The following is a 21745-nucleotide window of genomic DNA, read 5'->3' as shown; positions in this document are numbered from 1 at the left end:
TTCCTAAGCTATTTCTTGCGCTTGCGGATGCGAACGTAAAGCGCACCGCTGCCCCCATGCGAAACGTGAGCTTGGTCGAAGCCTACCACACAGCTGCGCATATCAGGAAGAGAAAGCCACTGCGGCACCATTCTGCGCAGAACACCACGATCATCACCGTATGGGCTATGTGAGTTATCCAGCCCCTTACCGGTGATCACTAGCACTAGCGAATAGCCCATTGCCTGCGATTGATAGATGAATGAAGTTAAGCGTTGGTGCGCCTGATACTGCGTCAGACCATGAAGGTCGATCCGTGCATCAATATAGCCCTTCCCTCCGCGAACAACTTTCTTGCGCTCTTTCTTGTTCAGCGGCGAAAGTGGCGGAATTGGTGGCACAACCGGCGTCGGCGGAGTGTAGTCTGGAGCCGTCTTCCCTTTGTAACCACGCGACTTTTTCGCTTGTGGCTTCGGCGGAGAAACAAGTTGCGGCTTCAGCTCCGGCTGAGGTGCTTCAGTGGTCTGTGCGTTGATAAGTGGTTGATCTGGTTCGGAAAGCTGCGTTGTTTCTTCCAGCAGGTCGGAAAGGCGCTCTTGATGCCATGGTGTCAGAGTGGCTTTCACCCTGTTCCACAAGCGCTTATCTGCTTCCGTCAGCTGCTTTGTCTTGGCTCGCTTTGTGCGATCACCATTCGTCATCTATCCGATCCGTCCACGATCATTTATTCTTTTGGAACAAGGAGATAGAATTCCGCACGGTGACGGATATTCCCGGCAATTGCACCTGCCTCTGCACCACTTCCAACATAGATATCGCCACGCGCCGGGCCTTTGATGGCTGACCCAGTATCCTGGGCAACCATAAGCTTGGCGAAGCGATCACCTGATTTGTCGTAGGTCCTTAACTCACTAGAGACAAAAATTAAACTGCCATATGTGTGCAGATCATCATCAATTGCCAGTGATCTCAGGTCCGTAAGCGCTGTTCCTGCACCTCCAATGGCGGCAACCTCAGCGTTTTCCGGAGATTGTAACTCAAAGAAGATGTAGGATTTATTGTGCCGGAACACGTCTTTTTGCTGAGATGGATTCGCGGATAACCATGCCCGAAGCGCATCCATGCCCATGTTTTCGCGGGTGATTTCGCCCCGCTCAATGAGGACACGGCCAATCGCGGTGTAATCATGGCCGGACTTGCCGGCAAACGCCAAGCGGCGCAGCTCGCCATTGGTCAGGCGAACCCGCGCAGAACCCTGAACAGCTGTAAAAAATGCATCTATCGGGTCTTTCACCCAAAGCACTTCAAGGCCCATTCCATCCAGCGCGCCGTCCATAACATCCCCGCGGGTCGGCATCACTTTCAGGTTTTTCGGATAACCGTGAAGGGGGACAACATATTCGCCAGTGCGAACAAGCGAGCCTTCCAGCTCCGGCATGTAATAGCCGGTCACAAACCCGTCCTCTTCAACGCGGCGAAACGTAAAGTGCTGTTCCAGAAAGGCTTTTGCTTCCCGCCCGTCGTTTGCGTTGATTTTGCGCGATTTTGCGCAGATAGCGCGTAATTTTGCGTCGCTAATGCCAAACGCTTTGGTCGGCAGCGTTCGGCCCTCGCTTCCCTCACAGTGCGCTACAAATGCGGAAAGGGCCGCAGAGTGATCATCTGCAGCCCATCCGTCGATTTCGTTGGGATCAAGTGGCCCGGAGAGCTTCGCGCTTCGCATGGTCCTATGGTCATTTCCTAGGGTAGCTGTAGCAGCAGAACTTATCCCCGCCGCGACGGTGAGAGTCATAATGAACCTCACTACGCCGCGAGAGAAAGAAAACGTCATGCAGATTCAGTTGCAACCAGTTTCCAGTTTGGATCGTTCACGCCAGTCACACGAGCGAAGGTCCAGATGTCGGTCAACTCGCTCACCGCGGTTGGGTCACCATCCACGATACGGTTTTCAGAATCCCGTGTCGCGGTGATCAGCTGGCTCTTGAAGCGAACGGTCACTTCAGCAAGGCTGTCTTTCTGGTTGAACACGGCTTCCACTATGTCGGCCTTGTCGATGCCCACGAAGGTGGACTCAACGCGTTCATTGCGGCTTTCACGGTCATCAATCGCTGCGGAGAAACCGGTGAATACCTCTGGAGAAAGCAGGTCTTTGAGCGTACGGCGATCACCCTGAGCAAACGACATCAGAATGATCTCGTAAGCGCCACGGGCACCTTCTACGAACTCTTTAGGATTGAAAGACGGCTCAGCTTTCCAGATTTCGCGCAGGCCATGGTTCAGATCAGTGCCCTTCTTGGCAACTTTGTCGATCTCGGCCTCAATCTGTTCGCGAGCTTCACGCTCAGCGCGCTCAGGATCGTGGTGAACATGTTCACTGCCTGGAAGAGGAATAACATTGTCCTCATTCTCAGGTGCCTGAGTCTTTTGAGAGTCTTGTTTTTGCTGGGCAGAATACGGGTCAAAAGGTTGACGCTCGTTACCGGTGCGATTGCCCAAAACGGAGCGTAACCGCAGGAAAATAACAACTGCCGCAATAAGGAAGATGATGTTGTAGACGTCGAATATTTCGTTCATTCCGAGTACCGACCGGTCCTTTACTCGTTGGCTGCCAGGCGCCGATGATCAAATGCTTTAGATATCTAGATAAGGTGCTCTAACTCATTTTTACAGGCTCTGTCACTAATTTAAGGTTTCTATCAGCAACATCCAGCTATTTCGTGTTCATCCCAACGCCTTTTTAAGGTCTTAACACGCAAGTATAAGCTTAAATCAGTCATTGCAATTCTGCAGAAACAACCCACTATATGAAAGATCACTTCAAATTGAGGTGATCAACAAACATAATAGACCTGAACTAACGCGGACGCTATGCCACTCGGACTTATCATTCTTGCCTGTTTCATTCTGCTGCCAACTATTGAGATCTATCTCTTTATTGAAGTCGGAAGTGTCATCGGCGCAATCCCAACAATCCTGCTGACTGTAGCTTCCGCAGCTGCCGGCACGTATATGCTGCGCCAGCAAGGCCTGTCATTGCTCATGCGCATGCGCGCTGAAATGGATGCTGGCCGGGTTCCAAGTCACGAGATGATGCATGGCGCCATGATCGTCTTTGCAGGCCTCATGTTGTTGATCCCTGGCTTCTTTACGGATGCGATCGGTCTTCTGCTGTTTATCCCGCCGTTGCGCGAAGTAATCGGCAACTATCTGGCCCGTCACGTGAAGGTGCAGAACATTCATGTAAATCCGGGTTACCGTCGTCAGGATGGAACCGTGGATCTGGATGAAGATGAGTGGAGCTCCTCCCGCCACGGCGAGCAGGACAGCCCTTCCCGTCCACGCTCCAATAATCCGGACCAGATCAGCCCATGGTCTGACGACGACGACAAGCGTCGCTAATCAGCAAAGCTTACTGGAGAGCCGCCTGAACAGAGGCCGGGCTCTCCAACAGTGTCGCGACCAATGCCAGCAGATAAGTAATGTTCAGCTCCTGCTCATCATTCCATGTGGTTGAAAAACACCAGCTGTTGCCATCGTCATCTTCCAGCGCATACGTCATGTTGAGCACGCCGATCTCGCTTCCACCCTTATAAGCGTAGGCCACCCAGTTATCCGGCTCCGCCACACCTGGGTTCACGAAAATCCCTTTAATATCCTTCACTTTCCTCACGATCTTGCACAACTCGCGATTGGAAATGTACCACTCGATACCTTCCGTCAAAGGCACGGATACCTTGTCGATTGGGGGCAACTGAGCAGGCAATGCCGCAAGAATGCGCGCCCGTTCCTCAGGACCCGCCTGACGATAAGCCTCTGCTGTTTTCTCATCGGCTTTTAAGTGAAACAGCTGCTGTGTGGTCAGTGCTGGCGAGGTTTCTCCCGGCAACATCACATTTTCCTGTCCCACCAGATCCATCAGCAAATCTGTGGCGGTGTTGTCGGAGATCTCGATCATATTGCGGGCCACATCCAGCAAAACGAACTTCTTGCCGACCGGCTCGTTCTGCATCGTTCCGCCCGGATACGAAATATGCCGTTGTTCCAGCGTGATTTTCTCCTGCCAGCTCAGGTCTCCATCTCTCACCCGCTGTGCCAGTTGATCCAGCACATAAAGCTTGAAGGCAGATCCGACGGCAAGCCGGTCATCACTGTTATGCTCCGCATGCACCTCGTCGTTCTGCATCAGCAAAAAGCTCTGTTTAGGCGCTTGCTGCTTCATGTGGTCCAGCAAGTCTTCATGCTTCACGTCCTTCACCAGCGCAAAACGAAACAGCAGACCCGTCAGCTGGCCATCCTTGTTCTGCTTCAAAAGCGTTGGGATTGTGTAGGATTTCGTCTCAACGAGAAACTTATGCGGATCCTGTGTTGGCACCACATCAACCGCCGGACCATAAATCGAGCGCTGTTCTGAAAGGATGGAAACCAGCAGCTCTTTTGGGATCTTCTTGTAGACCTCTGGCGCAAAATCATCAGCGTCAAACTCAGGCCCATTCCAGACTTTTTTGAGCACTTCCACCGGGCTCTTCGCCTCTTGCGCACCAGCAGAACCCGAGGCCACTACGAACACTAGTAGAACGCATAACGCCTTAAAATAACTAAGCAATTGCATCTCCAGAATATCTACTCGAAGTATATGCATCCTAGGCACATAAAAACTAACATTACCTTAGGTGAAGGAGTGGCCAACCATGCCAAAGCAGCTCGTCGTACCCCCTCAGAGCCCCTGCCGGTAACCAACAAATAAAGTTGAAGAGAACCACGCTAGTATTCACGACCCTTAAAACTTATAATTGCACGAATTAATTAGTGTATTTGTGGGCGGGATTACATGGCGGCGCATCAAACCTCCAGTCGAGTGGATTGGGTCGACTACGCGAAAGGCTTCTGCATCTTTCTCGTGGTTATGATGCATTCAACCCTTGGGGTTGGCAGCGCCATCGGCGAAATGGGCTTCATGGGCGACATCGTTGCCTTCGCTAAACCCTTCCGTATGCCGGACTTTTTCATGATCTCCGGTCTCTTCCTCGCCCTGACGCTAGACCGGGACTGGCGCCTGTATCTGGACCGCAAAGTGGTTCACTTCTTCTACTTCTACATTCTCTGGCTCACCATCCAGTTTGGAATGAAGGCGCCCTCCTTCGCCGCCGAGTTCGGTTGGGATGGCGTGTTGATGCATTACGCACTCGCTTTTGTGCAGCCCTTTGGAACTCTCTGGTTCATCTACGCTCTGCCGGTCTTCTTCGTCATCACCAAGCTGCTGCACTCGCTGAAAGTGCCATGGCAGGTGACCATGCTGGTCGCTGCAGGTCTTCAGATAAGCCAGGTGCACACCGGTTCCGTGCTGATTGACGAAACCGCCTCCCGCTTCGTGTTCTTCTTCGCAGGCTATGTGTTTGCACAAAAGATCTTCGTGATTGCCGATTGGGTGCGTGAGAACACCATGAAAGGCTTGGCCTTTGTCTTCGTCTGGGCCGTGGTCAATGGCCTCTTCGTCGGCTACGGCTACGCAGACCTGCCCTTCGCCTCACTGGCACTTGGTGGACTGGGGGCACTGGCGGTGATCACTGTCTCTGCGCTGCTGTCCAAGGTCAAAGCGTTGGATCTGCTCCGCTACATGGGCAAGAACTCTATCGTGATCTATCTTTCCTTCTTCTTCCCGATGGCCGTGTCGCGCACCATCCTGCTGAAACTGGGCATCATTGAAGATGCTGGCCTGATCTCGCTGATCGTCACTTGCACAGCGACCATTGCACCTATGATCCTGTTTTGGCTGATCAATAAACTCGGTTACGGCCAGTTCCTGTTCAAACGACCAGCATGGGCCTACATCGCAGAAATGCCACGCGCCAAAAGCCCTGCACCCTCACCAACCTGAGCGCAGTGCTAAATGTTGATTTTGTGAGCCCTCGAAGCATCCGCTGTCGGGGGCTTTTTCTATCAAGCCACAGCACGGCCAATTTTAGTGGTTGGGTTCAGAAGGTCTTTCCGGTCTTTGCTTAGTGTTTCCCGTGAAACAGCTATTCGCGTGACAAGATCAGGGAAGACATACCCATGAAACTCGGGGCTCTCAGGGTTCTGCCGCTACTTCTCATTTTGATCGCCATCGGCTGGCTGGAGCTGCGCCCGTTCCCGGCTGTTGCGCAAAAAGAGGACAAAGCCCGGCAAATCCTCCACGAGACCATCGAAAAGTTCCAGGACATCAAGCAGATGACGTTCACGGTCTATGCCAGTGAAGAACGCATCTTCAAAGACATGGTGCCACTCAACTTCGTCTTTGAGTACACGGTCAACATCCTCGGTCAGGGTGATCTTAAGATCGATCTCCCGCGCCCGAACGGCGTCAGCGAAATCTATCTCGACGACGGCATCATCACATACTTCGACAAAACGCGGAATATCTATACGCAGGGTGATTTCAACGGCACCGCCTCAGAGTTGATCGAAGTCCTGCGCAATGATTTCCAGCTCACCCTGCCCGGTATCGATCTGGTCAACCCGGAGCTGGACAAGATGGTCGATGAGCTGACAACTCGCTCCGTCTATGTAGGCCGCGAAGTCCTGCCCGAAGGCGTCGCCCATCATCTCGCCTTCTTTAACGACGAAGTAGATTGGCAGTTATGGGTCTACGAAGACACCGGCCTGCCCGGCTATCTCATTATCACCTATAAGGAAATCGGCGGGCTGCCTCAAACGCACCTGTCATATCGGGGATGGAATCTTGATCCCCAGTTGCAGCCAGAAGACTTCAGGTTCCAGGCACCAGAAGGTGCAGAACGCTTCAGCCTGCCCGCCCTTTCAGCAGTAGAAAACGGAGGGAACTCAAGATGAGTTGCTCCACCACCCACCTCCTCGGCCACACCGTCAGAACGCTGGCAACACTGGCCCTCCTCTCCGGCTTCAGCTTCTCTGCAGCTCAGGCACAGGAAACCCCACCACCACCCAAACAGGCCACTCCTGCTGAGGTCGTTGAGTGTGAGGAAGATTTCATGAAACGCGAGGGCAAGACGGATCTGGGGACCTCTCAATACCGCGAAAAGATCCGCGATCTTTGCAACAAATCCGTCCTAGGCGCGCAAAAATCTGAGAACGGAAAAGAACCGGCGACCAACGACTACTACTTCAGCGGCGATAACAGCGGCTTCGTCTATGACCTCAGCGACGAATGCCAGCAAGTGCGCATTCAGGATGAACTCATCTTCATCTGCCCGGAAGGCAAATACAAACCCACTATCCGCAACAACCGCACCGGCTTCATGCCCTACACCGAGCCCACAGATCCCATCCGCCCCGGTGAAAAGCCGTAAGAGGGCCACCGGAAACACATGGTGTACTCTGTGATTGTCAATCTGACTCATTACCCAACTGCGGGGCCACCCTATCCTCTGTTTTAGACTTCTACGCCTGACAGAATGCTTTTCGCGTAGCCTTCAACATCATTCGTCGGGGCAAAATTGCTGATAAAATCAAAAGCATACGTTCTGTTGGAGTCGTAATTGTAAGGCGGTGTGGAGGCTTGTTTGACATGCAAGCACGAGCGACTAAATTTGCAAATCGCTCCGGGTCATTTCCGCTTTCTTCGCTTTTCGCCATGCTGTTAATTGCACGTGTTGTGGAGGGTTCATACGGGTCGTTGTCGGATGGGCTTCGCCTTCTCGCTGCACCAAAGTCAGTTCGATGATCTCCCGGTTCCACCAGCATAACGTGGAGCCCGAAGGGGGCGACCTCCATTGATAAAGCCGCCGCATAGTTCGCAATCGCGGCTTTTGATGCGCTGTAAAGTGCTTGAAAGGGGATTGGGAGCCGTGATGCAATAGAGCCAATAATCACAATCGTTCCTGCTCGTCTTTTTCGCATGTCAGGAAGAAAGGCGCGTACCATTCTATCAACGCCAAGTAGGTTGGTGTCGATCTGTCGAACGGCTTCGGAAGCAGCTGTCACTTCGATAGGGCCAGCGATGCCAGAACCCGCATTCAATATCAAACAGTCGGGGACAAGGTTGATGCGGTCGCGAAGTGCAATCACAGAATCTTCGTCGCACACATCAAGTTCTTCTAAAGTGCCTCCATGGCGAGATGTACCAATCGCTTGCCATCCGTTTACTGTAAAAGCTTTTAACATTGCAGCACCCAGCCCTTTGGAGGCACCAGAAATTAAAACAGAATTCATGAGCAATTCTCCAGATTTCAAATATGTTATCGATGGTAACATTGGTTGAGGCTATCTGGTCAAGTGGAAAGTTATCAATGGTAACATCGAGGCAAGAAAAACAAACTCCGGGCGCATCTGAATATCATCACGGACGATTGCGTGAGGCGCTTCTTGATGCTGTCGAAGCTCAGTTGCCTGAGAAGGGGCCTGAGGGAGTGAGCTTACGGGCTGCAGCCAAGCATGCAGGTGTCTCCTCTGCTGCAGCTTTCAGGCACTTCAAGGACAAGCGAGCTGTGATGACGGCAGTTGCTGTCCGCGCCCATCGGGGAATGGCAGAACATATGGAAACGGCAGCCACTGAAGCGCGTAGCGCGGGGCTCTCAGTATTTTCCGCTAAGGGGCGGGCCTATCTGGACTTTGCTCTTTCTGAGCCTGCCAAATTCAAAACAATGTTCCGCACGGCATTGCTGGATGAGACCGATGTCGATTTAGTCGAAGCAGAAGCACGCATGACGCGCCTATTGCTGAACGATGCTGGTGAAGATGAAAAACATGCTGAAATCCCGGCTAAATCCCTGCTAGCGTGGGGAGCCGTGCACGGCCTGGCAATGCTCTCTATTGAGGATGGGCTACCAAACTCAGCCACAAAAGATAATCGCTCAGCAATTCTGGAAGCATTAGCTTTGTTAGAACCACAGGATGAGTAAGAGTAACTTCATTTTTGTGAGGTGGAAGTTGAGAGCCAGGTAGCCAGAGGCCGATCCAACCCTACCCTCCGCTAAAACATCATTGAAAAAGGGTTAATAGCCCTTTCTTTGTGCGCAATTGACGGGCATGATCCAGCCCATGTCGACACAATCCATTGCCCCAGCTCTCACAGAGAACGATCACCTCATCCTGATCGATGGCTCTACCTTCATTTTCCGCGCCTATCACGCGCTGCCGCCGCTTACTCGCAAGCCCGACGGACTGCCCGTTGGCGCGGTTTCCGGCTTCTGCAACATGCTCTGGAAAATGATGCAGGAAGGCCCGACCAAGGAAGAAGGCGACGAGCCAACACACTTCGCCGTGATTTTCGATAAGTCCGGCAAAACCTTCCGAAACGATTTCTACCCGGAATACAAAGCCCACCGCCCGCCGCCGCCGGAAGATCTGCGCCCGCAGTTTGGCCTGATCCGTCAGGCAACGCGCGCATTCGGCGTGCCTGCCATTGAGCAGCAGGGATATGAGGCGGATGACCTGATCGCCACCTACGCCCGTCAGGCAGAGGCCCAAGGCGCCCGCGTCACCATCGTTTCCGGCGATAAAGACCTGATGCAGCTTGTCACCGATAAGATCGGCATGGTCGATACCATGAAGAACAAGATCATCGGCAAGCCTGAGGTCTTCGAGAAGTTCGGAGTTGGCCCGGAAAAGGTCGTCGAAGTGCAGTCGCTGGCAGGCGATAGCGTCGATAACGTGCCGGGCGTTCCAGGCATCGGCCTGAAAACCGCAGCTCTGCTCATCAACGAGTTTGGTGATCTGGATACCCTTCTGGAACAAGCCGAAACCATCAAGCAGAAGAAGCGCCGCGAGAACCTCATCGAGTTCGCCGAGCAGGCCCGCATCTCCAAGCGCCTTGTGCAGCTGGAAGAAGCCGTGCCGGTGGAAACTCCGGTTGAAGACTTCTCCGTTTGTGACGTTGATGGCGCGCAGGCAGTCGGCTTCCTCAAAGCCATGGGCTTCACCAGCCTCACCAAGAAAGTGGCAGATAAAACCGGCGCCGTGCTGGAAAACATTGAAGCTGCTGATGTTGTGATCGAAGGCTGGGAAAGCACTGCAAAACCGGCAGAACAAGCTGAGGATTCTGCGGGAGAACTTGAGGGTAAAGCATGGACAGCGGCCCCTCTGGCAGAGAACGTTGCAGCTGAAATATCTGCGCTTCCTATAGATAATTCCGCCTACGAAACAGTTTCCACAGTTGAGCGCCTCAAAGAGTGGATAGCGGAAGCCTATGAAGTAGGCTACGTGGCTGTGGACACTGAGACAGATGCCCTCAACGCTATGGAATCCGGCCTCGTCGGCGTCTCCCTCTCCTGCACGCCGGGCAAAGCCTGCTACATCCCGCTGGCCCATGTGGACGGCGAAGGTGATCTCCTTGGCGGCGGTGCGCTGCTGGAAGGTCAGATACCGCTAGCAGAGGCAATCACCCTGCTCAAGCCAATGCTGGAAGACCCGGCGGTCCTCAAAATTGCGCAGAACATGAAGTACGACTGGCTCGTGCTCAAGCGCTACGGCGTGGAAATGGCGCCGTTTGATGACACCATGTTGCTCTCTTACGCGCTCGACGCGGGCATGGGCGGCAACGGCATGGACGAGCTCTCCCAGCGCTGGCTCAACCACACGCCAATCCCGTTCAAGGAAGTGTGCGGCTCCGGCAAATCCCAGATCTCCTTCGATAAGGTGCCGCTGGACAAAGCCACCGCCTATGCGGCGGAAGATGCAGACGTCACCCTGCGCCTCTGGAAAATCCTCAAACCACGCCTCGCTGCTGAGGAAATGACCGTGGTTTATGAGCGTCTGGAGCGCCCAATGGTGGCAACACTGGCCAAAATGGAGCGCCGCGGCATCTCCATCGACCGTCAGATGCTCTCCCTGCTCTCCGGTGAGTTCGCCCAGGGTGCAGCACGTCTGGAAAGCGAAATCCACGACGTCGCGGGTGAAATCTTCAACGTCGGTTCGCCAAAGCAGCTGGGTGAAATCCTGTTCGGCAAAATGGGCTTGCCAGGCGGCAAAAAAACCAAGACAGGTGCTTGGTCCACCTCTGCCTCCGTGCTGGATGATCTGGCCGCTCAAGGCCATGAGCTGCCAAGTAAAATCGTAGAGTGGCGCCAGCTGAGCAAGCTGAAATCCACCTACACCGACGCCCTGCCGAGCTTCATCAATCAGGAGACAGGCCGCGTCCACACCTCGTTCTCGCTGGCGTCCACCTCCACGGGTCGTTTGTCCTCTTCTGAGCCAAACATCCAGAACATCCCGATCAGAACCTCAGAGGGCCGCAAAATCCGTCAGGCGTTTATCGCGGAAAAGGGCAAAAAGCTCATCTCTGCCGATTACAGCCAGATCGAACTGCGCGTGCTCGCTCACATGGCCGATATTCCGCAGCTCAAACAGGCATTTGCGGATGGGCTCGATATTCACGCCATGACAGCCTCCGAGATGTTTGGTGTGCCGATTGAAGGCATGGACCCAATGGTCCGCCGCCGCGCCAAGGCGATCAACTTCGGCATCATCTACGGCATTTCCGCTTTCGGCCTCGCCAACCAGCTGGGCATCGCACGCGGCGAAGCAGGCGACTACATCAAAACGTATTTTGAGCGCTTCCCAGGCATCAAAGACTACATGGAAGAAACCAAAAAGTTCGTCCATGCAAATGGTTACGTTGAAACCATCTTTGGCCGTCGCGCCCACTATCCGGATGTAAACACCAAGAACCCGAACATGCGCCAGTTCTACGAGCGCGCAGCCATCAACGCCCCAATTCAGGGCTCTGCGGCAGATATCATCCGCCGTGCGATGGTGCGTATGGACGAGGTTCTGGAAACGGCAAATCTGGACGCTCAAATGCTGCTGCAGGTGCACGACGAATTGATCTTTGAACTGCCTGAGGATCAGGTGGACGAGACCAAAAAACTCGTCATCGCCACCATGGAAAAAGCAACAGAACCAGCCCTCCAGCTCTCCGTCCCCCTCAAGGTGGAAGCAGAAGCCGCAGACAACTGGGAAGAGGCGCACTAGCGCCTCTTTTTCCTTCAAGGCAAAGCAGTTAGCTCCTACGATTAGTGAGCCCCGGGTCAACAAACCACCACCCCGGGCCTCCCTAAACCGCCCTCACAAAGCCCCCACCAGCACTCTCAACCGACCACGGCGTCTAAACCGCCAAGCCACACCCCTCGGCGTCATCCCGGCCCCCGAGCCGGGATCCATGGACCGTTCCCTCAAACTCAACCGCTTTTACGTCGGTATTCCTTCGCAGCCACCTCATCAGCCCTGTCATCAAAGCTACTCCGTGCTGCTCTAGATCCCGGATCACCGCTCCGCTCCTCCAGGATGACGTCAGAGGGTGGCGGCAACCCAAACCCTACCACCGTCATCCCACACTCAATGCGGGACCCAGCAAACATCACACATTCTCCAGAAAACTCACTCGCAACCAAGAACCTCCCCACGCCCTAGCGCCTCACCCTCGGTGTCATCCCGGCCCCCGAGCCGGGATCCATGGGCCATGCCCTTAAACTCAGCCGCTTTTGCGTCGGTATTCCTTCGAAACCACTTCATTGGCCCGGCCATCAAGGCTGTTCCGTACTGCTCTGGGTCCCGGATCACCGCTCCGCTCGTCCGGGATGACGTCAGAGAGTGACAGCGGTTCTCAGATCTCCGCCGTCATCGCGCGCTTGAAAAGGATCTTTAAGATAAGAAGTCCAGTTTGCAGCGGCGTCTGCGGTAAAGCACTAATGCACTGGAGATATGGTTGGGCTATTTTACCTTAAGAAGGGCCATGCAGAAGGTAGCTGAAATTACTACTAAAAATTGCTGAAATTAAAAATGCAATTGATCGGGGTGGGTTTGTAGTTAGTATCTGCGAAATGTATTTCACACAACGTTTGTCGGAAATAGAATATGCCTGTCGTAGATATTCCAATTACTGATTTGATCATCAATAGCGCAAATGACCGACACGGCGAGTTAGCTGATGAGTCCGCGGCAATAACTTGGCTTTTTGACCAAAAGGAAAGCCATATGAAGAACCTTGCAAAGGATATTACTGACCAAAGGCAAGTTTTTGAGCTTCCGTTAGTTTGTCCGGAAGGCGATAGGTTTATCGTTTTTGACGGGAACCGGCGTGTTACTTGCTTAAAGTTGATTGCTTTTCCGAATTTAGCTCCAACTCTTAAACTACAAAAGTTTTTCAGCAGCTTGTATCAAGAGTGGAATGGAGCTCCGCTGGACAGAGTAACTTGTCAGGTCGAAAAAGAGCGAGATCGGATTGATGACATACTGTTTCGACGACATACAGGTTCTCAAAATGGAGTTGGGCAGTCAACTTGGGATGATCGTATGCAACGAAACTTTATCGTGCGTACAGGAAAGCAAGCCAAATATGATGTCGCTGAACAAGTTGAAGAATATCTAAGTAAAAACAATCTTCTTCCTAATGATAGGCAGATTCCTCGATCAACGATGAACAGGCTATTCTCATCTGAGCAATATAGGAATCTAGCTGGTATAAGTATAGTTGATGGAAAATTGCATTTTACGCATGATCAAGAAACATCAACAAAAGCATTAACTAAAATATCTCAAGATTTAACAAGTCGGAAGATTGTTTTAAGCGATCTTTGGGATGCTCCAAAAAAGAAAGCTTACTTAAATCAATTGGCTGTCGAAGGTGTGTTGCCAAATGCACATGACGCGCTTGAGCAGCCATTAATAGCAAAAAAGCTTGAGGAGCCCATTGAGAAAAAGAGAACAGAATCGAAACCAAAGGAAAACAAGCCTGCAGCCGTAAAGCAACAGAGTAGAACAACACTAATTCCTCAAGTTGAGTATGGTATCTTATGGCAAGCAGCGACACAAAAGCATAAGAGCATATGGGATGAACTGCAGTTTTCACTCCTGTTAAGTAAGCATTCTAATGCCATTTCAGTCGTTTTTCGAGTTCTTCTCGAAATCAGTATTGATCATGCGATTTCAGTTACTAATATTGATACACATCCAAATGATAAATTGGCTAATAAAATCAAGAAAGTGACAGATTACTTCCAAGCGGATGGCACTCTTACCAAGAAGGAAGGCCTTGAGATTAAGAAGTTCCAAAATGGTGAAGCTTTAATGTCGGCAGATACTCTACACCGTTACGTTCATTCGAGTCGTTTTGTTGCTTCTCCAGAGCATCTAATTTCAATGTGGGATTGCCTAGCTAAATTTCTCGTTTCTTGCATCAATGTAGGATCCCTCCCCCCACCTGCAGCATCTCCCCATTGACACCGCATGCATCTGCGGCCATCCTGTTTTTCGAGGCTTCACAACCTCTCTAAGACAGCGGTTACCGCTCCCGTCACTGGCGGATTTTTTGTGCCTGCTTTATAGGTAGCGCGCAAACCCTTTGCTATGAGCGGGAGGGCGGTGAATACAACACCTCCTTCGGGGGGGAATAAACTCGCCTGTCTGTCTTACAGGTTGTGAACCTCCCGCTCGCCAGCGGGCCATCACAAGCCTGTTGTCGTCGCGGTCCTTCAACACCCTAAAGACAGAGGGATTGAGAATGGACGACACCGCATGCGCATGTAGCGCCAAAAACACTCTTCAAAATGAAATTGATCAGGTCATCATAGCCGTCTCAGATTTGGAAAATCTGGCTTATATGCAGCAATTAGTGCTGAATGAGCGGATGCAACAAAGCTGCGAACGCGATGCCCTGTTTACTCTGCATTATGCCTTACGCGACCGACTGGAAGCACTAAGAAAGACCTGCGGAATTTTGGAGCGGGTCGCCCATCCGCAGCCAATAAATTCCAACCTTACGCTTCTTGAATAAGTCACTGTGATCGGTGCCTGAGGTGTCTGCCATTACACCCCGCACGATCACCTCTCATGGGCGCCCTGCTGGTCTGCGGCTCCACCACCCATCCGCAGGCCAGCGCTTTGCTCCAGCAAGCTTCCAAACAAAACAAACCCCGCCATGAAAGACGGGGTTTGATAATATCCGGCGGACTTGTAGGGCATCAAGGCCGGCAGGATTACCTTGCTGGTCTACCAGCCGCAGGATTTGTCTTTGTTCTGCTCATCCAAATAGGCTTTGAGCGGAGCAAAATACTCAAGAATAGCGGTCGCATCGGCCTCACGGCTGCCAGTGAAAGCTTCCAGACTGTCCTGCCACGGCAGAGCGGAGCCCGTTTCCAGCATCGCATTGAATTTCTTGCCAACTTCCTTGTTGCCATAGATGGAACACGCAGCCAGTGGTCCTTCCCAACCAGCAATGCGGCAGGCCTCACGGTAGAACTGGAACTGGAAGATATGCGCGAGGAAGTAGCGGGTGTACGGAACATTGTTTGGAATGTGATACTTGGCACCTGGATCAAATGCATCCGCTGCCCGCTCAACTGGTGCAGCAACACCTTGATACTTCTCACGAAGCTCCCACCAACCGTCATTGTAGGTCTCTGGCGTCAGTTCACCGTTGAACACCTTCCAGCGCCACTGATCCACCAGCAGGCCAAACGGCAGAAACGCGATCTTATCCAGCGCCTGCGCCATCAAAATGTTGGTGTTCACCTCCTCTGAAGCATCCAGAGGCAGAAGGCCAATCTGTTTCAGATACTTAGGCGTGATAGAAAGGCTCACCATATCGCCAATCGCCTCATGGAACCCGTCATTCGGGTCATCCTGATACATGGGCGACTGGTGGTTATATGCACGCTGGTAGAAGTTGTGCCCCAGCTCATGGTGAACGGTGTTGAAGTCCTCCCCCGTCACCTCGGTACACATCTTGATGCGCAGATCCTCTTTGCCATCCACGTTCCAGGCAGATGCATGACACTGCACATCCCGGTCGCGCGGCTCGGTGATCAATGAGCGCTCGTAGAAGGTCTCAGGCAGCCTATCAAAGCCAAGTGAAGTGAAGAAACCTTCTGCCGTTTGCACCATTTTCAGCGGCGTATAGTTCTGCTCTTCCAGAAGTTTGGTCAGGTCATAGCCCTGATCGTCCCCATCAGCCGCAACCAGCGGATAGATGTTGCCCCAGGATTGCGCCCACATGTTGCCCAGCAAATGCGCAGGGATTGGCCCATCCGCAGGCACTTTATCGGCCCCGTAATGATCCACCAGCTTGCCACGCACATAGCAATGCAGGCTGTCGTAAAGTGGCTTCACCTCACCCCACAGGCGATCAACATCCTGACGGAAATCATCCGGATCCATATCGTATTTGGAACGCCACATGGAGCCAGTGTCTTTGAAGCCAAGCTCCTGAGAACCCTGATTGGCGATACCAACCATCTCCGCGTACATGTCCTTCATAGGCGGAGAAACAGTGCGCCAGCCTTTCCAGACCTCCAGCAGCTTATCGTAGTCACGGCTGGTCGCCATGATGCGGCTCAGCTTGGAAAGAGACAGCGCCTCACCATCAATCTCATACTTGCCGGTGCCATAGATGGTTTCCATCTCGGTATTGAGCTGAGCAAGCTTCTTGATCTTGGCAGGGTCGTTTTCAGGCGCAGGCAGTGTCAGATTCAGCTTCAAAAGCTTCATTTTGCGGGCAAGATCGGGCGGAAGATCAAGCCCATCAAACTGCTTTGTCTGGTTGGCGAGTGATACGTAAAGTTTCGTGGTCCGCTCAGACATCAATGCGTTCAGCCAGTTGGTGTCATAAGTGATGAAGTTGGCATTCACCCACGCAATGCGGCCAGCTTCCTCTCCAATCTCCTGAATGGCTTTTTCTGAGGACTCGATGAATGCTTTCGCATCCTCAACCGTAACGGCCTTCTCCCCCTCAGCCTGCGCTGCACTCAGCGGAATAAGCGCAAGCGAAAGTGCAGGCAACACAGATAAAAAACGCTTCATGAGAGCCTCCCCCAACCATGGCGTACTTAAGAGATTTCAAATGTATTTCTTATGCATAATCTCTCTGTTATGCCGTTACGGTAAGGGTTTTATCCTGTAAGTCTAGCCCGTTTATCCGCGATATTTATCCTATTTTGACGATAAAATCGCAAAATTATTGCACGTGCATCAATGGTAAATTGCAACCACTTAGTTCTCTTCAGCAGCTCTATGTCTATTACTGAAGCTGGCTAACCATTGCGGCTCAGTACATCGTTTCTGGTGCGCAATGGTCACCATCGTGAATCACCAAAAGCAAGCGTTCTGTCACCCAGGCAAAAACGATCACGCAACGTTCACTTGTCTGTCTATATGTGCTGTGTTTAATCCCTCTAAGGGTCACGATCCCTCTTAATCTGAGTAGAACATGACAGAGATCTCCAGACGACAGCTCCTGCTCTCCGCCGCTGCCTTTTCCGCTGCTCCCCTCTTCATTGGGCGCGCTCAGGCAACGGATACAGATGTGGTGGTCATCGGAGCTGGTGCCGCTGGCATTTCTACCGCTCGAGCATTGAAGAGCCGTGGCTACTCAGTCATCACCATAGAGGCATCGGGTCGTATCGGCGGAAGAATTCTGACTGATAACGAGAGTTTCGGTGTTCCCTTCGATATGGGCGCCTCTCGCCTTCACAACCGGGAAAACAACCCCTTTGCAGATTATGGCCTCGCCAACGGCTTTGATATCTACCGCGCACCTGATGAAACCCTCATGTATGTCGGCGATCGCCCGATAAATGACTCTGAACAAGCAGCGTTTTTTCAAGCACAGCGCAAAGCCCTCCGTGCCATGTGGCGTGCTGGCCGCGATGAACTGGACGTCTCTCCCGCTTCCATCATTCCGGATCTGGGAGATTGGGGCCTGACCGTGGACTTCCTCATCGGTGCCTACGAAATCGCCAAGGATCTCGACAGCTTCTCCTGCGTGGATTGGTACACCGCAGCAGGCGGCAGTGACTTCTATTGCAGACAAGGCATCGGCACTCTGTTTCAGCACTCCGCCCGTGATGTTGCTGTACAAACCGATGTAACGGCAGAGAAAATCCGCTGGGGCGGGCAAGGTGTAACTGTCGAAACCAGCGAAGGCACCATCACAGCAAAGGCGGTTGTGGTCACCGTCTCAACAGGTGTGCTGGCCTCCGGTGATATTGAGTTCGATCCTCCGCTTCCGGTAAGAAAACAGGAAGCAATTCAAGAGCTTCCAATGGGCCACTACTTCCATGTCGGCCTACAGATGAGCAAAAACATCTTCGGCACCGGAGCTGATGCCTACTTCAACTACAAAGTGGATGAAGAAGTTGACGGCTCTCCCAAAGCCTTCGGTGCGCTCACCAACGCAGGCGGCACAGATCTTTGCTATTTTGATATGGGCGGAGATTTCGCCAAACACCTGCTCGAAGCAGGCAACAACGCAGCCTATGACTTTGTCGTTTCAGAACTGAAACGGATGTTTGGCAACCACATCGAAAAATACATCGTAGAGTCCAACAGCTACGACTGGCTGCACGATCCTTACACCTACGGCTCCTATGCTGCAGCCAAGCCTGGTGGGTTCTGGGCAAGAGATGAGATGCGCGAAAACATAGCCGACCGCATCTGGTTCGCAGGTGAGGCCATGAGTGATGATGATTGGTCCACCATCGCTGGCGCCCACAAATCCGGCCTCATCGTTGCCGAGGAAATCTCAAAGGTTCTTTAGAGAGCTGACGGCCCAAGGCGATCTCATAGCCCCATAATCTCTGGATAGGATCAAACTACGGTTTTTGTAGTGTTGCAGGACTTGATGACCAGCTACTCAGCTATCGTTTCCTGTAGGAGCACGCATGACCAAAGTTCTGATCCTGTACTATTCCACCTACGGGCATATCGAAACGCTCGCCAACGCGATGGCTGAGGGTGTTGAAGCGGTTGGAGCAACGGCAACCATCAAACGTGTGCCAGAATTGACGCCGGAAGATGTCGCGCGGGCACACAACTTCAAACTGGATCAACCAGCTCCAATCGCTGAGCCAAATGAGCTCGCTGATTATGATGCCATCATCTTTGGCACCCCAACCCGCTTCGGCAACATGGCATCTCAGATGCGCAGCTTTCTGGATCAGACTGGCGGCCTATGGGTTCAGGGCAAACTGGCAGGCAAGGTTGGCAGCGTGTTTACATCCACCGGAACCGGCTCAGGCAACGAAACAACCATCAGCTCGTTCTGGACCACCCTCGCCCATCAGGGAATGGTCATCGTCGGATTGCCCTACACCTGCCCAGAAATCTCGGATATTTCGGAGGTGCTGGGTGGTTCGCCTTACGGAGCAGGAACTATTGCCGGGGGAGACGGGGCGCTGAAGCCAAAGGAAAAAGAGCTGAACATGGCTCGTTATCAAGGGAAACACGTCGCCGAAATCGCGAAAAAACTCAGCGCCTGACACTCCTGCAAGGCAGTCGCCGAGATACAAACGAGGTATTGAGGGGGCTTGTCCGCGAGTTGTGTTAAATCCCGAGAGGCCTGCATTTCCGCTTCAAAAACTGATAAGATTTCTCGAAATTTGTCCTTGACCTCAACTTAACTTGAGGAGCTAGAACGCCCCAAAACGCCAGCAAAAAATATAAGAATCCGCTGGTCAGATCGTTCTTGAAAGGAACTGAAATGCAGGAACCGGGCGCAAGCGCCAACAGCAGTTGGGCTGAAATATTCACGGGCAAGCAAGCTGTTGCTTCACTGGTCCTTTCTGGTGGGATCGCGCTGCACGCAGTGAACACTTACATCTCCGCAACCATGCTCCCCTCCATCACCGCAGATATCGGCGGGCTGGACTATTATGCATGGAACACCAGCCTTTTCATTCTCGCTGCAATCCTCAGTGCAGCCGTAGCAGGCAAAGTGCTGCAACGTATTGGCGCCCGGCATTCATTCTTTCTGGCAGCTGTTGTGTTCATGACAGGCAGTGCACTGGCAGCCATCGCCCCTAATATGGGCGTCATGCTTCTGGGGCGGTCTGTTCAGGGGGCTGGCGGCGGCCTCATCTTTACCCTCTGCTATTCCATGATCGCTTTCATGTATCCGGAGCGTCTCTGGTCCCGTGCCTTCGCGCTTCTTTCCGGCACATGGGGCATCACAACCCTGTTCGGCCCCGCCATTGGCGGCATTTTTGCCGAGCTTGGCGTCTGGCGTGCAGGTTTCGGTGTCCTCGTTCCGGTGACGATTCTGTACATCATGGCGACGCTCGCCCTTTTGCCAAAGCATCAGGAAAACGGCGGCTCAGAGCACCCAATCCCGCTTGGTCAGCTGGCTCTTCTCGCAGGATCCGTGCTCGTGCTCTCCATCACCAGCGTGTTTGAAGGCATCATCTGGAGCGTTCTCGGCTTTGCCCTGTCCATTGCAATGATCCTCACCCTGATGAAACGCGAGAAGAAGGCATCTACTCGGCTTTTTCCAAAAGGAGCCTTGGAGTGGGGCTCGCCGTTGTTCTTTGTGTTTGCCAGCATGGCGCTCTTGATCCTCTGCGTGAACACGGAATTCTTCATGCCGTTCTATCTCCAGAAGCTGTTCGCTGTTTCTCCGTTATGGGCTGGATACATTGCAGCAACGGTTTCAATTGGGTGGGCGTCCATGGAGGTCTATAGTGCCCGCTTTACAGATCAGGCCATGCGCCGCGTCGTGAACGTCGGTCCTGTTCTCATGGCCATTGGGTTGATAACACTGGCCGTCGTTCTGCCGATTGGCACTGCAGGAAACCTCATGGCGCTGGTAGTAATCACCCTCGCTCTCATCTGCATCGGTGCCGGCATTGGTATCGGCTGGCCACATCTGGGCGTATTCGCGCTTCACTTGACGCCTGATGATGACAAGGAAAATGCCGCTTCCGCACTGGCAACCGTGCAGACCTTCGCAGTTGCATTCGGAACAGCGCTCGCGGGCCTCATTGCCAACTCAACCGGCTTTAACAGCACTGTTGGCACCGCTGGCATCGCCAATTCAGCCTTCTGGCTCTTCTCCAGCTTTGCTGTTTTCGGTGTTCTCGGATTTTTCAGTGCGCGCAAGATCACCAAGTGGCACGCCAGTCACGGTATGGAAGAGGCACAAGCTCAGACTTAAGACATTGAAGAGAAATAGTTTTAGAGCGCCAGTGTGATCCTTGTTTCTCCTAAAGATCTAGCAATGCTTGCTTAAGGCAATTATTAGATTGCGGGTTACCGTAAACGTAAGTTGGCAATCTCACTGTGATACCACCCTCAGAACAATATGAGGAGAAGTGTCATGTTGAGGAAACTTGGCGCAGAATTTGTAGGAACCTTTGCTCTGGTCTCCGCGGTGTGCGGCGGGGCATTGGTTTCTTACGCACCGGTTGAATGGTATGGCGGATCTGGCCTGCTGGGTGTGGCTTTTGCTGTTGGTCTTTCAGTTGTTTGTATGGCCTACGCTTTTGGCAATGTCTCAGGTGCTCATTTCAATCCATCGGTGACCATCGGCCTATGGGCCGCCAAGCGGTTCCCAACCGCAGATGTAATTCCCTACATCATCGCCCAGGTCATCGGCGGCACTGCCGCCGCCTTCGTGTTCTGGACCATTCTCGCCCACGGCCCCGGTGATCCTCCAGGCTTCGCCTCCAACGGCTATGGAGAACACTCCAACGGTGGCTTCTCTGAAATCGCAGTGGCGATTACGGAAATCACTGTGACTGCCCTCTTCCTGATCGTGATTATCGGAGCAACCTCGAAAAAGGCTCCCGCAGCCCTTGCACCACTTGCCATTGGCCTCATGTTGGCCTGCATGCACATCATCGCAATCCCGATTTCCGGTGCATCCTTGAACCCAGCTCGTTCCACCGCAACAGCTATCGTCAACGGTGGTTGGGCTCTTGAGCAGCTCTGGATGTTCTGGTTTGCCCCAATCGTTGGCGCTTTAGTCGGAGCAGCAGTCTGCTGGATCATCGGCACCTGCGGGCGTGAAGAGACCGATTAACCTACAGAATTTACAACACAAACT

18 protein-coding genes are annotated in these 21745 nt (G+C 52.8%); 12 read left to right on the top strand and 6 right to left on the bottom strand.

Translation table 11 applies throughout. The features are described from left to right. Positions 1-8: 8 nt before the first annotated feature. The 3 genes from PJE062_RS15285 to PJE062_RS15275 form a co-directional block, all read right to left on the bottom strand. A complete protein-coding gene (locus PJE062_RS15285; RefSeq protein WP_008550700.1) occupies positions 9-680 on the bottom strand; it encodes a Smr/MutS family protein in 672 nt (223 codons plus the stop codon). Positions 681-703: 23 nt separating this feature from the next. Next, positions 704-1702: a murein transglycosylase A gene (locus PJE062_RS15280; RefSeq protein ID WP_008550715.1), complete on the bottom strand. Its 999-nt coding sequence runs from the start codon at positions 1700-1702 to the stop codon at positions 704-706. Between the two features lie 104 nt (positions 1703-1806). Further along, positions 1807-2553 carry a Tim44/TimA family putative adaptor protein gene (locus PJE062_RS15275; protein WP_008550406.1) on the bottom strand — a complete coding sequence of 249 codons (747 nt, stop codon included), beginning with the start codon at positions 2551-2553 and terminating at the stop codon, positions 1807-1809. A gap of 294 nt (positions 2554-2847) precedes the next feature. Here PJE062_RS15275 and PJE062_RS15270 point away from each other — a divergent pair, with 294 nt between their 5' ends. Beyond that, the gene (locus PJE062_RS15270; protein ID WP_008550573.1) at positions 2848-3378 is read left to right on the top strand and encodes an FxsA family protein; all 531 of its coding nucleotides are present in this window, start codon (positions 2848-2850) and stop codon (positions 3376-3378) included. A gap of 10 nt (positions 3379-3388) precedes the next feature. Here the strand turns inward: PJE062_RS15270 and PJE062_RS15265 are convergent, their stop codons facing one another. Then, positions 3389-4537 (bottom strand): serine hydrolase, encoded by a 1149-nt coding sequence (locus tag PJE062_RS15265; RefSeq protein WP_208982339.1) that lies wholly within the window; start codon positions 4535-4537, stop codon positions 3389-3391. 270 nt (positions 4538-4807) lie between these two features. On the opposite strand from PJE062_RS15265, the gene PJE062_RS15260 reads away from it, so the two are divergent. From PJE062_RS15260 to PJE062_RS15250, 3 genes are all read left to right on the top strand, one after another. After that, positions 4808-5854: an acyltransferase family protein gene (locus PJE062_RS15260; RefSeq protein WP_008550509.1), complete on the top strand. Its 1047-nt coding sequence runs from the start codon at positions 4808-4810 to the stop codon at positions 5852-5854. 176 nt (positions 5855-6030) lie between these two features. Then, complete coding sequence (locus tag PJE062_RS15255; RefSeq protein ID WP_037037213.1) at positions 6031-6807, top strand: DUF2092 domain-containing protein; 777 nt, start codon at positions 6031-6033, stop codon at positions 6805-6807. Beyond that, positions 6804-7283, top strand: a complete 480-nt coding sequence (locus tag PJE062_RS15250) for a hypothetical protein (RefSeq protein WP_008550345.1) — start codon at positions 6804-6806, stop codon at positions 7281-7283. Before PJE062_RS15255 ends, PJE062_RS15250 begins: the two co-directional genes overlap by 4 nt. Positions 7284-7374: 91 nt before the next feature. On the opposite strand, the gene PJE062_RS15245 is transcribed toward PJE062_RS15250, so the two are convergent. Then, the gene (locus tag PJE062_RS15245; RefSeq protein ID WP_008550533.1) at positions 7375-8145 is read right to left on the bottom strand and encodes an SDR family NAD(P)-dependent oxidoreductase; all 771 of its coding nucleotides are present in this window, start codon (positions 8143-8145) and stop codon (positions 7375-7377) included. A 32-nt stretch (positions 8146-8177) separates the two neighbouring features. On the opposite strand from PJE062_RS15245, the gene PJE062_RS15240 reads away from it, so the two are divergent. The 4 genes from PJE062_RS15240 to PJE062_RS15225 all read left to right on the top strand — a co-directional run bounded on the left by PJE062_RS15240 (position 8178) and on the right by PJE062_RS15225 (position 14704). Continuing rightward, a complete protein-coding gene (locus PJE062_RS15240; protein WP_247643129.1) occupies positions 8178-8834 on the top strand; it encodes a TetR/AcrR family transcriptional regulator in 657 nt (218 codons plus the stop codon). A 127-nt stretch (positions 8835-8961) separates the two neighbouring features. Then, positions 8962-11904 (top strand): DNA polymerase I, encoded by a 2943-nt coding sequence (gene polA, locus PJE062_RS15235; RefSeq protein WP_008550146.1) that lies wholly within the window; start codon positions 8962-8964, stop codon positions 11902-11904. 882 nt (positions 11905-12786) lie between these two features. Further along, positions 12787-14151, top strand: coding sequence for a hypothetical protein (locus PJE062_RS15230; protein WP_008550362.1), 1365 nt, complete (start codon positions 12787-12789; stop codon positions 14149-14151). A 280-nt stretch (positions 14152-14431) separates the two neighbouring features. Then, positions 14432-14704 carry a hypothetical protein gene (locus PJE062_RS15225; RefSeq protein ID WP_008550263.1) on the top strand — a complete coding sequence of 91 codons (273 nt, stop codon included), beginning with the start codon at positions 14432-14434 and terminating at the stop codon, positions 14702-14704. 215 nt (positions 14705-14919) lie between these two features. On the opposite strand, the gene PJE062_RS15220 is transcribed toward PJE062_RS15225, so the two are convergent. Further along, the gene (locus PJE062_RS15220; RefSeq protein WP_008550431.1) at positions 14920-16728 is read right to left on the bottom strand and encodes a M2 family metallopeptidase; all 1809 of its coding nucleotides are present in this window, start codon (positions 16726-16728) and stop codon (positions 14920-14922) included. Positions 16729-17134: 406 nt separating this feature from the next. Here PJE062_RS15220 and PJE062_RS15215 point away from each other — a divergent pair, with 406 nt between their 5' ends. From PJE062_RS15215 to aqpZ, 4 genes are all read left to right on the top strand, one after another. Then, positions 17135-18463: an NAD(P)/FAD-dependent oxidoreductase gene (locus PJE062_RS15215; RefSeq protein WP_008550272.1), complete on the top strand. Its 1329-nt coding sequence runs from the start codon at positions 17135-17137 to the stop codon at positions 18461-18463. A gap of 124 nt (positions 18464-18587) precedes the next feature. Next, positions 18588-19184: an NAD(P)H:quinone oxidoreductase gene (gene wrbA, locus PJE062_RS15210; protein WP_008550216.1), complete on the top strand. Its 597-nt coding sequence runs from the start codon at positions 18588-18590 to the stop codon at positions 19182-19184. A gap of 221 nt (positions 19185-19405) precedes the next feature. Further along, entirely contained in the window at positions 19406-20854 is a 1449-nt protein-coding gene (locus PJE062_RS15205) for an MFS transporter (RefSeq protein ID WP_008550602.1), read from the top strand. A gap of 162 nt (positions 20855-21016) precedes the next feature. After that, the gene (gene aqpZ / locus PJE062_RS15200) at positions 21017-21721 is read left to right on the top strand and encodes an aquaporin Z (protein WP_008550731.1); all 705 of its coding nucleotides are present in this window, start codon (positions 21017-21019) and stop codon (positions 21719-21721) included. Positions 21722-21745 lie beyond the last annotated feature (24 nt).

The sequence above is a fragment of the Pseudovibrio sp. JE062 genome (assembly GCF_000156235.1).
In the GTDB taxonomy this organism is placed as follows: Bacteria; Pseudomonadota; Alphaproteobacteria; order Rhizobiales; family Stappiaceae; genus Pseudovibrio.
The sequence above is the reverse complement of the archived record's forward strand: the minus strand, read 5'-3'. Positions and strand labels throughout refer to the sequence as shown.

Excerpts from the sequence above, each read along its gene's own strand:
- PJE062_RS15285 (WP_008550700.1), bottom strand. The coding sequence starts at position 680 with ATGACGAATGGTGATCGCACAAAGCGAGCCAAGACAAAGCAGCTGACG.
- PJE062_RS15240 (WP_247643129.1), top strand. The coding sequence starts at position 8,178 with ATGGTAACATTGGTTGAGGCTATCTGGTCAAGTGGAAAGTTATCAATG.
- wrbA (WP_008550216.1), top strand. The coding sequence starts at position 18,588 with ATGACCAAAGTTCTGATCCTGTACTATTCCACCTACGGGCATATCGAA.
- polA (WP_008550146.1), top strand. The coding sequence starts at position 8,962 with ATGATCCAGCCCATGTCGACACAATCCATTGCCCCAGCTCTCACAGAG.
- PJE062_RS15245 (WP_008550533.1), bottom strand. The coding sequence starts at position 8,145 with ATGAATTCTGTTTTAATTTCTGGTGCCTCCAAAGGGCTGGGTGCTGCA.
- PJE062_RS15225 (WP_008550263.1), top strand. The coding sequence starts at position 14,432 with ATGGACGACACCGCATGCGCATGTAGCGCCAAAAACACTCTTCAAAAT.
- PJE062_RS15275 (WP_008550406.1), bottom strand. The coding sequence starts at position 2,553 with ATGAACGAAATATTCGACGTCTACAACATCATCTTCCTTATTGCGGCA.
- PJE062_RS15220 (WP_008550431.1), bottom strand. The coding sequence starts at position 16,728 with ATGAAGCGTTTTTTATCTGTGTTGCCTGCACTTTCGCTTGCGCTTATT.
- PJE062_RS15255 (WP_037037213.1), top strand. The coding sequence starts at position 6,031 with ATGAAACTCGGGGCTCTCAGGGTTCTGCCGCTACTTCTCATTTTGATC.
- PJE062_RS15230 (WP_008550362.1), top strand. The coding sequence starts at position 12,787 with ATGCCTGTCGTAGATATTCCAATTACTGATTTGATCATCAATAGCGCA.
- PJE062_RS15280 (WP_008550715.1), bottom strand. The coding sequence starts at position 1,702 with ATGCGAAGCGCGAAGCTCTCCGGGCCACTTGATCCCAACGAAATCGAC.
- PJE062_RS15215 (WP_008550272.1), top strand. The coding sequence starts at position 17,135 with ATGACAGAGATCTCCAGACGACAGCTCCTGCTCTCCGCCGCTGCCTTT.
- aqpZ (WP_008550731.1), top strand. The coding sequence starts at position 21,017 with ATGTTGAGGAAACTTGGCGCAGAATTTGTAGGAACCTTTGCTCTGGTC.
- PJE062_RS15260 (WP_008550509.1), top strand. The coding sequence starts at position 4,808 with ATGGCGGCGCATCAAACCTCCAGTCGAGTGGATTGGGTCGACTACGCG.
- PJE062_RS15250 (WP_008550345.1), top strand. The coding sequence starts at position 6,804 with ATGAGTTGCTCCACCACCCACCTCCTCGGCCACACCGTCAGAACGCTG.
- PJE062_RS15270 (WP_008550573.1), top strand. The coding sequence starts at position 2,848 with ATGCCACTCGGACTTATCATTCTTGCCTGTTTCATTCTGCTGCCAACT.
- PJE062_RS15205 (WP_008550602.1), top strand. The coding sequence starts at position 19,406 with ATGCAGGAACCGGGCGCAAGCGCCAACAGCAGTTGGGCTGAAATATTC.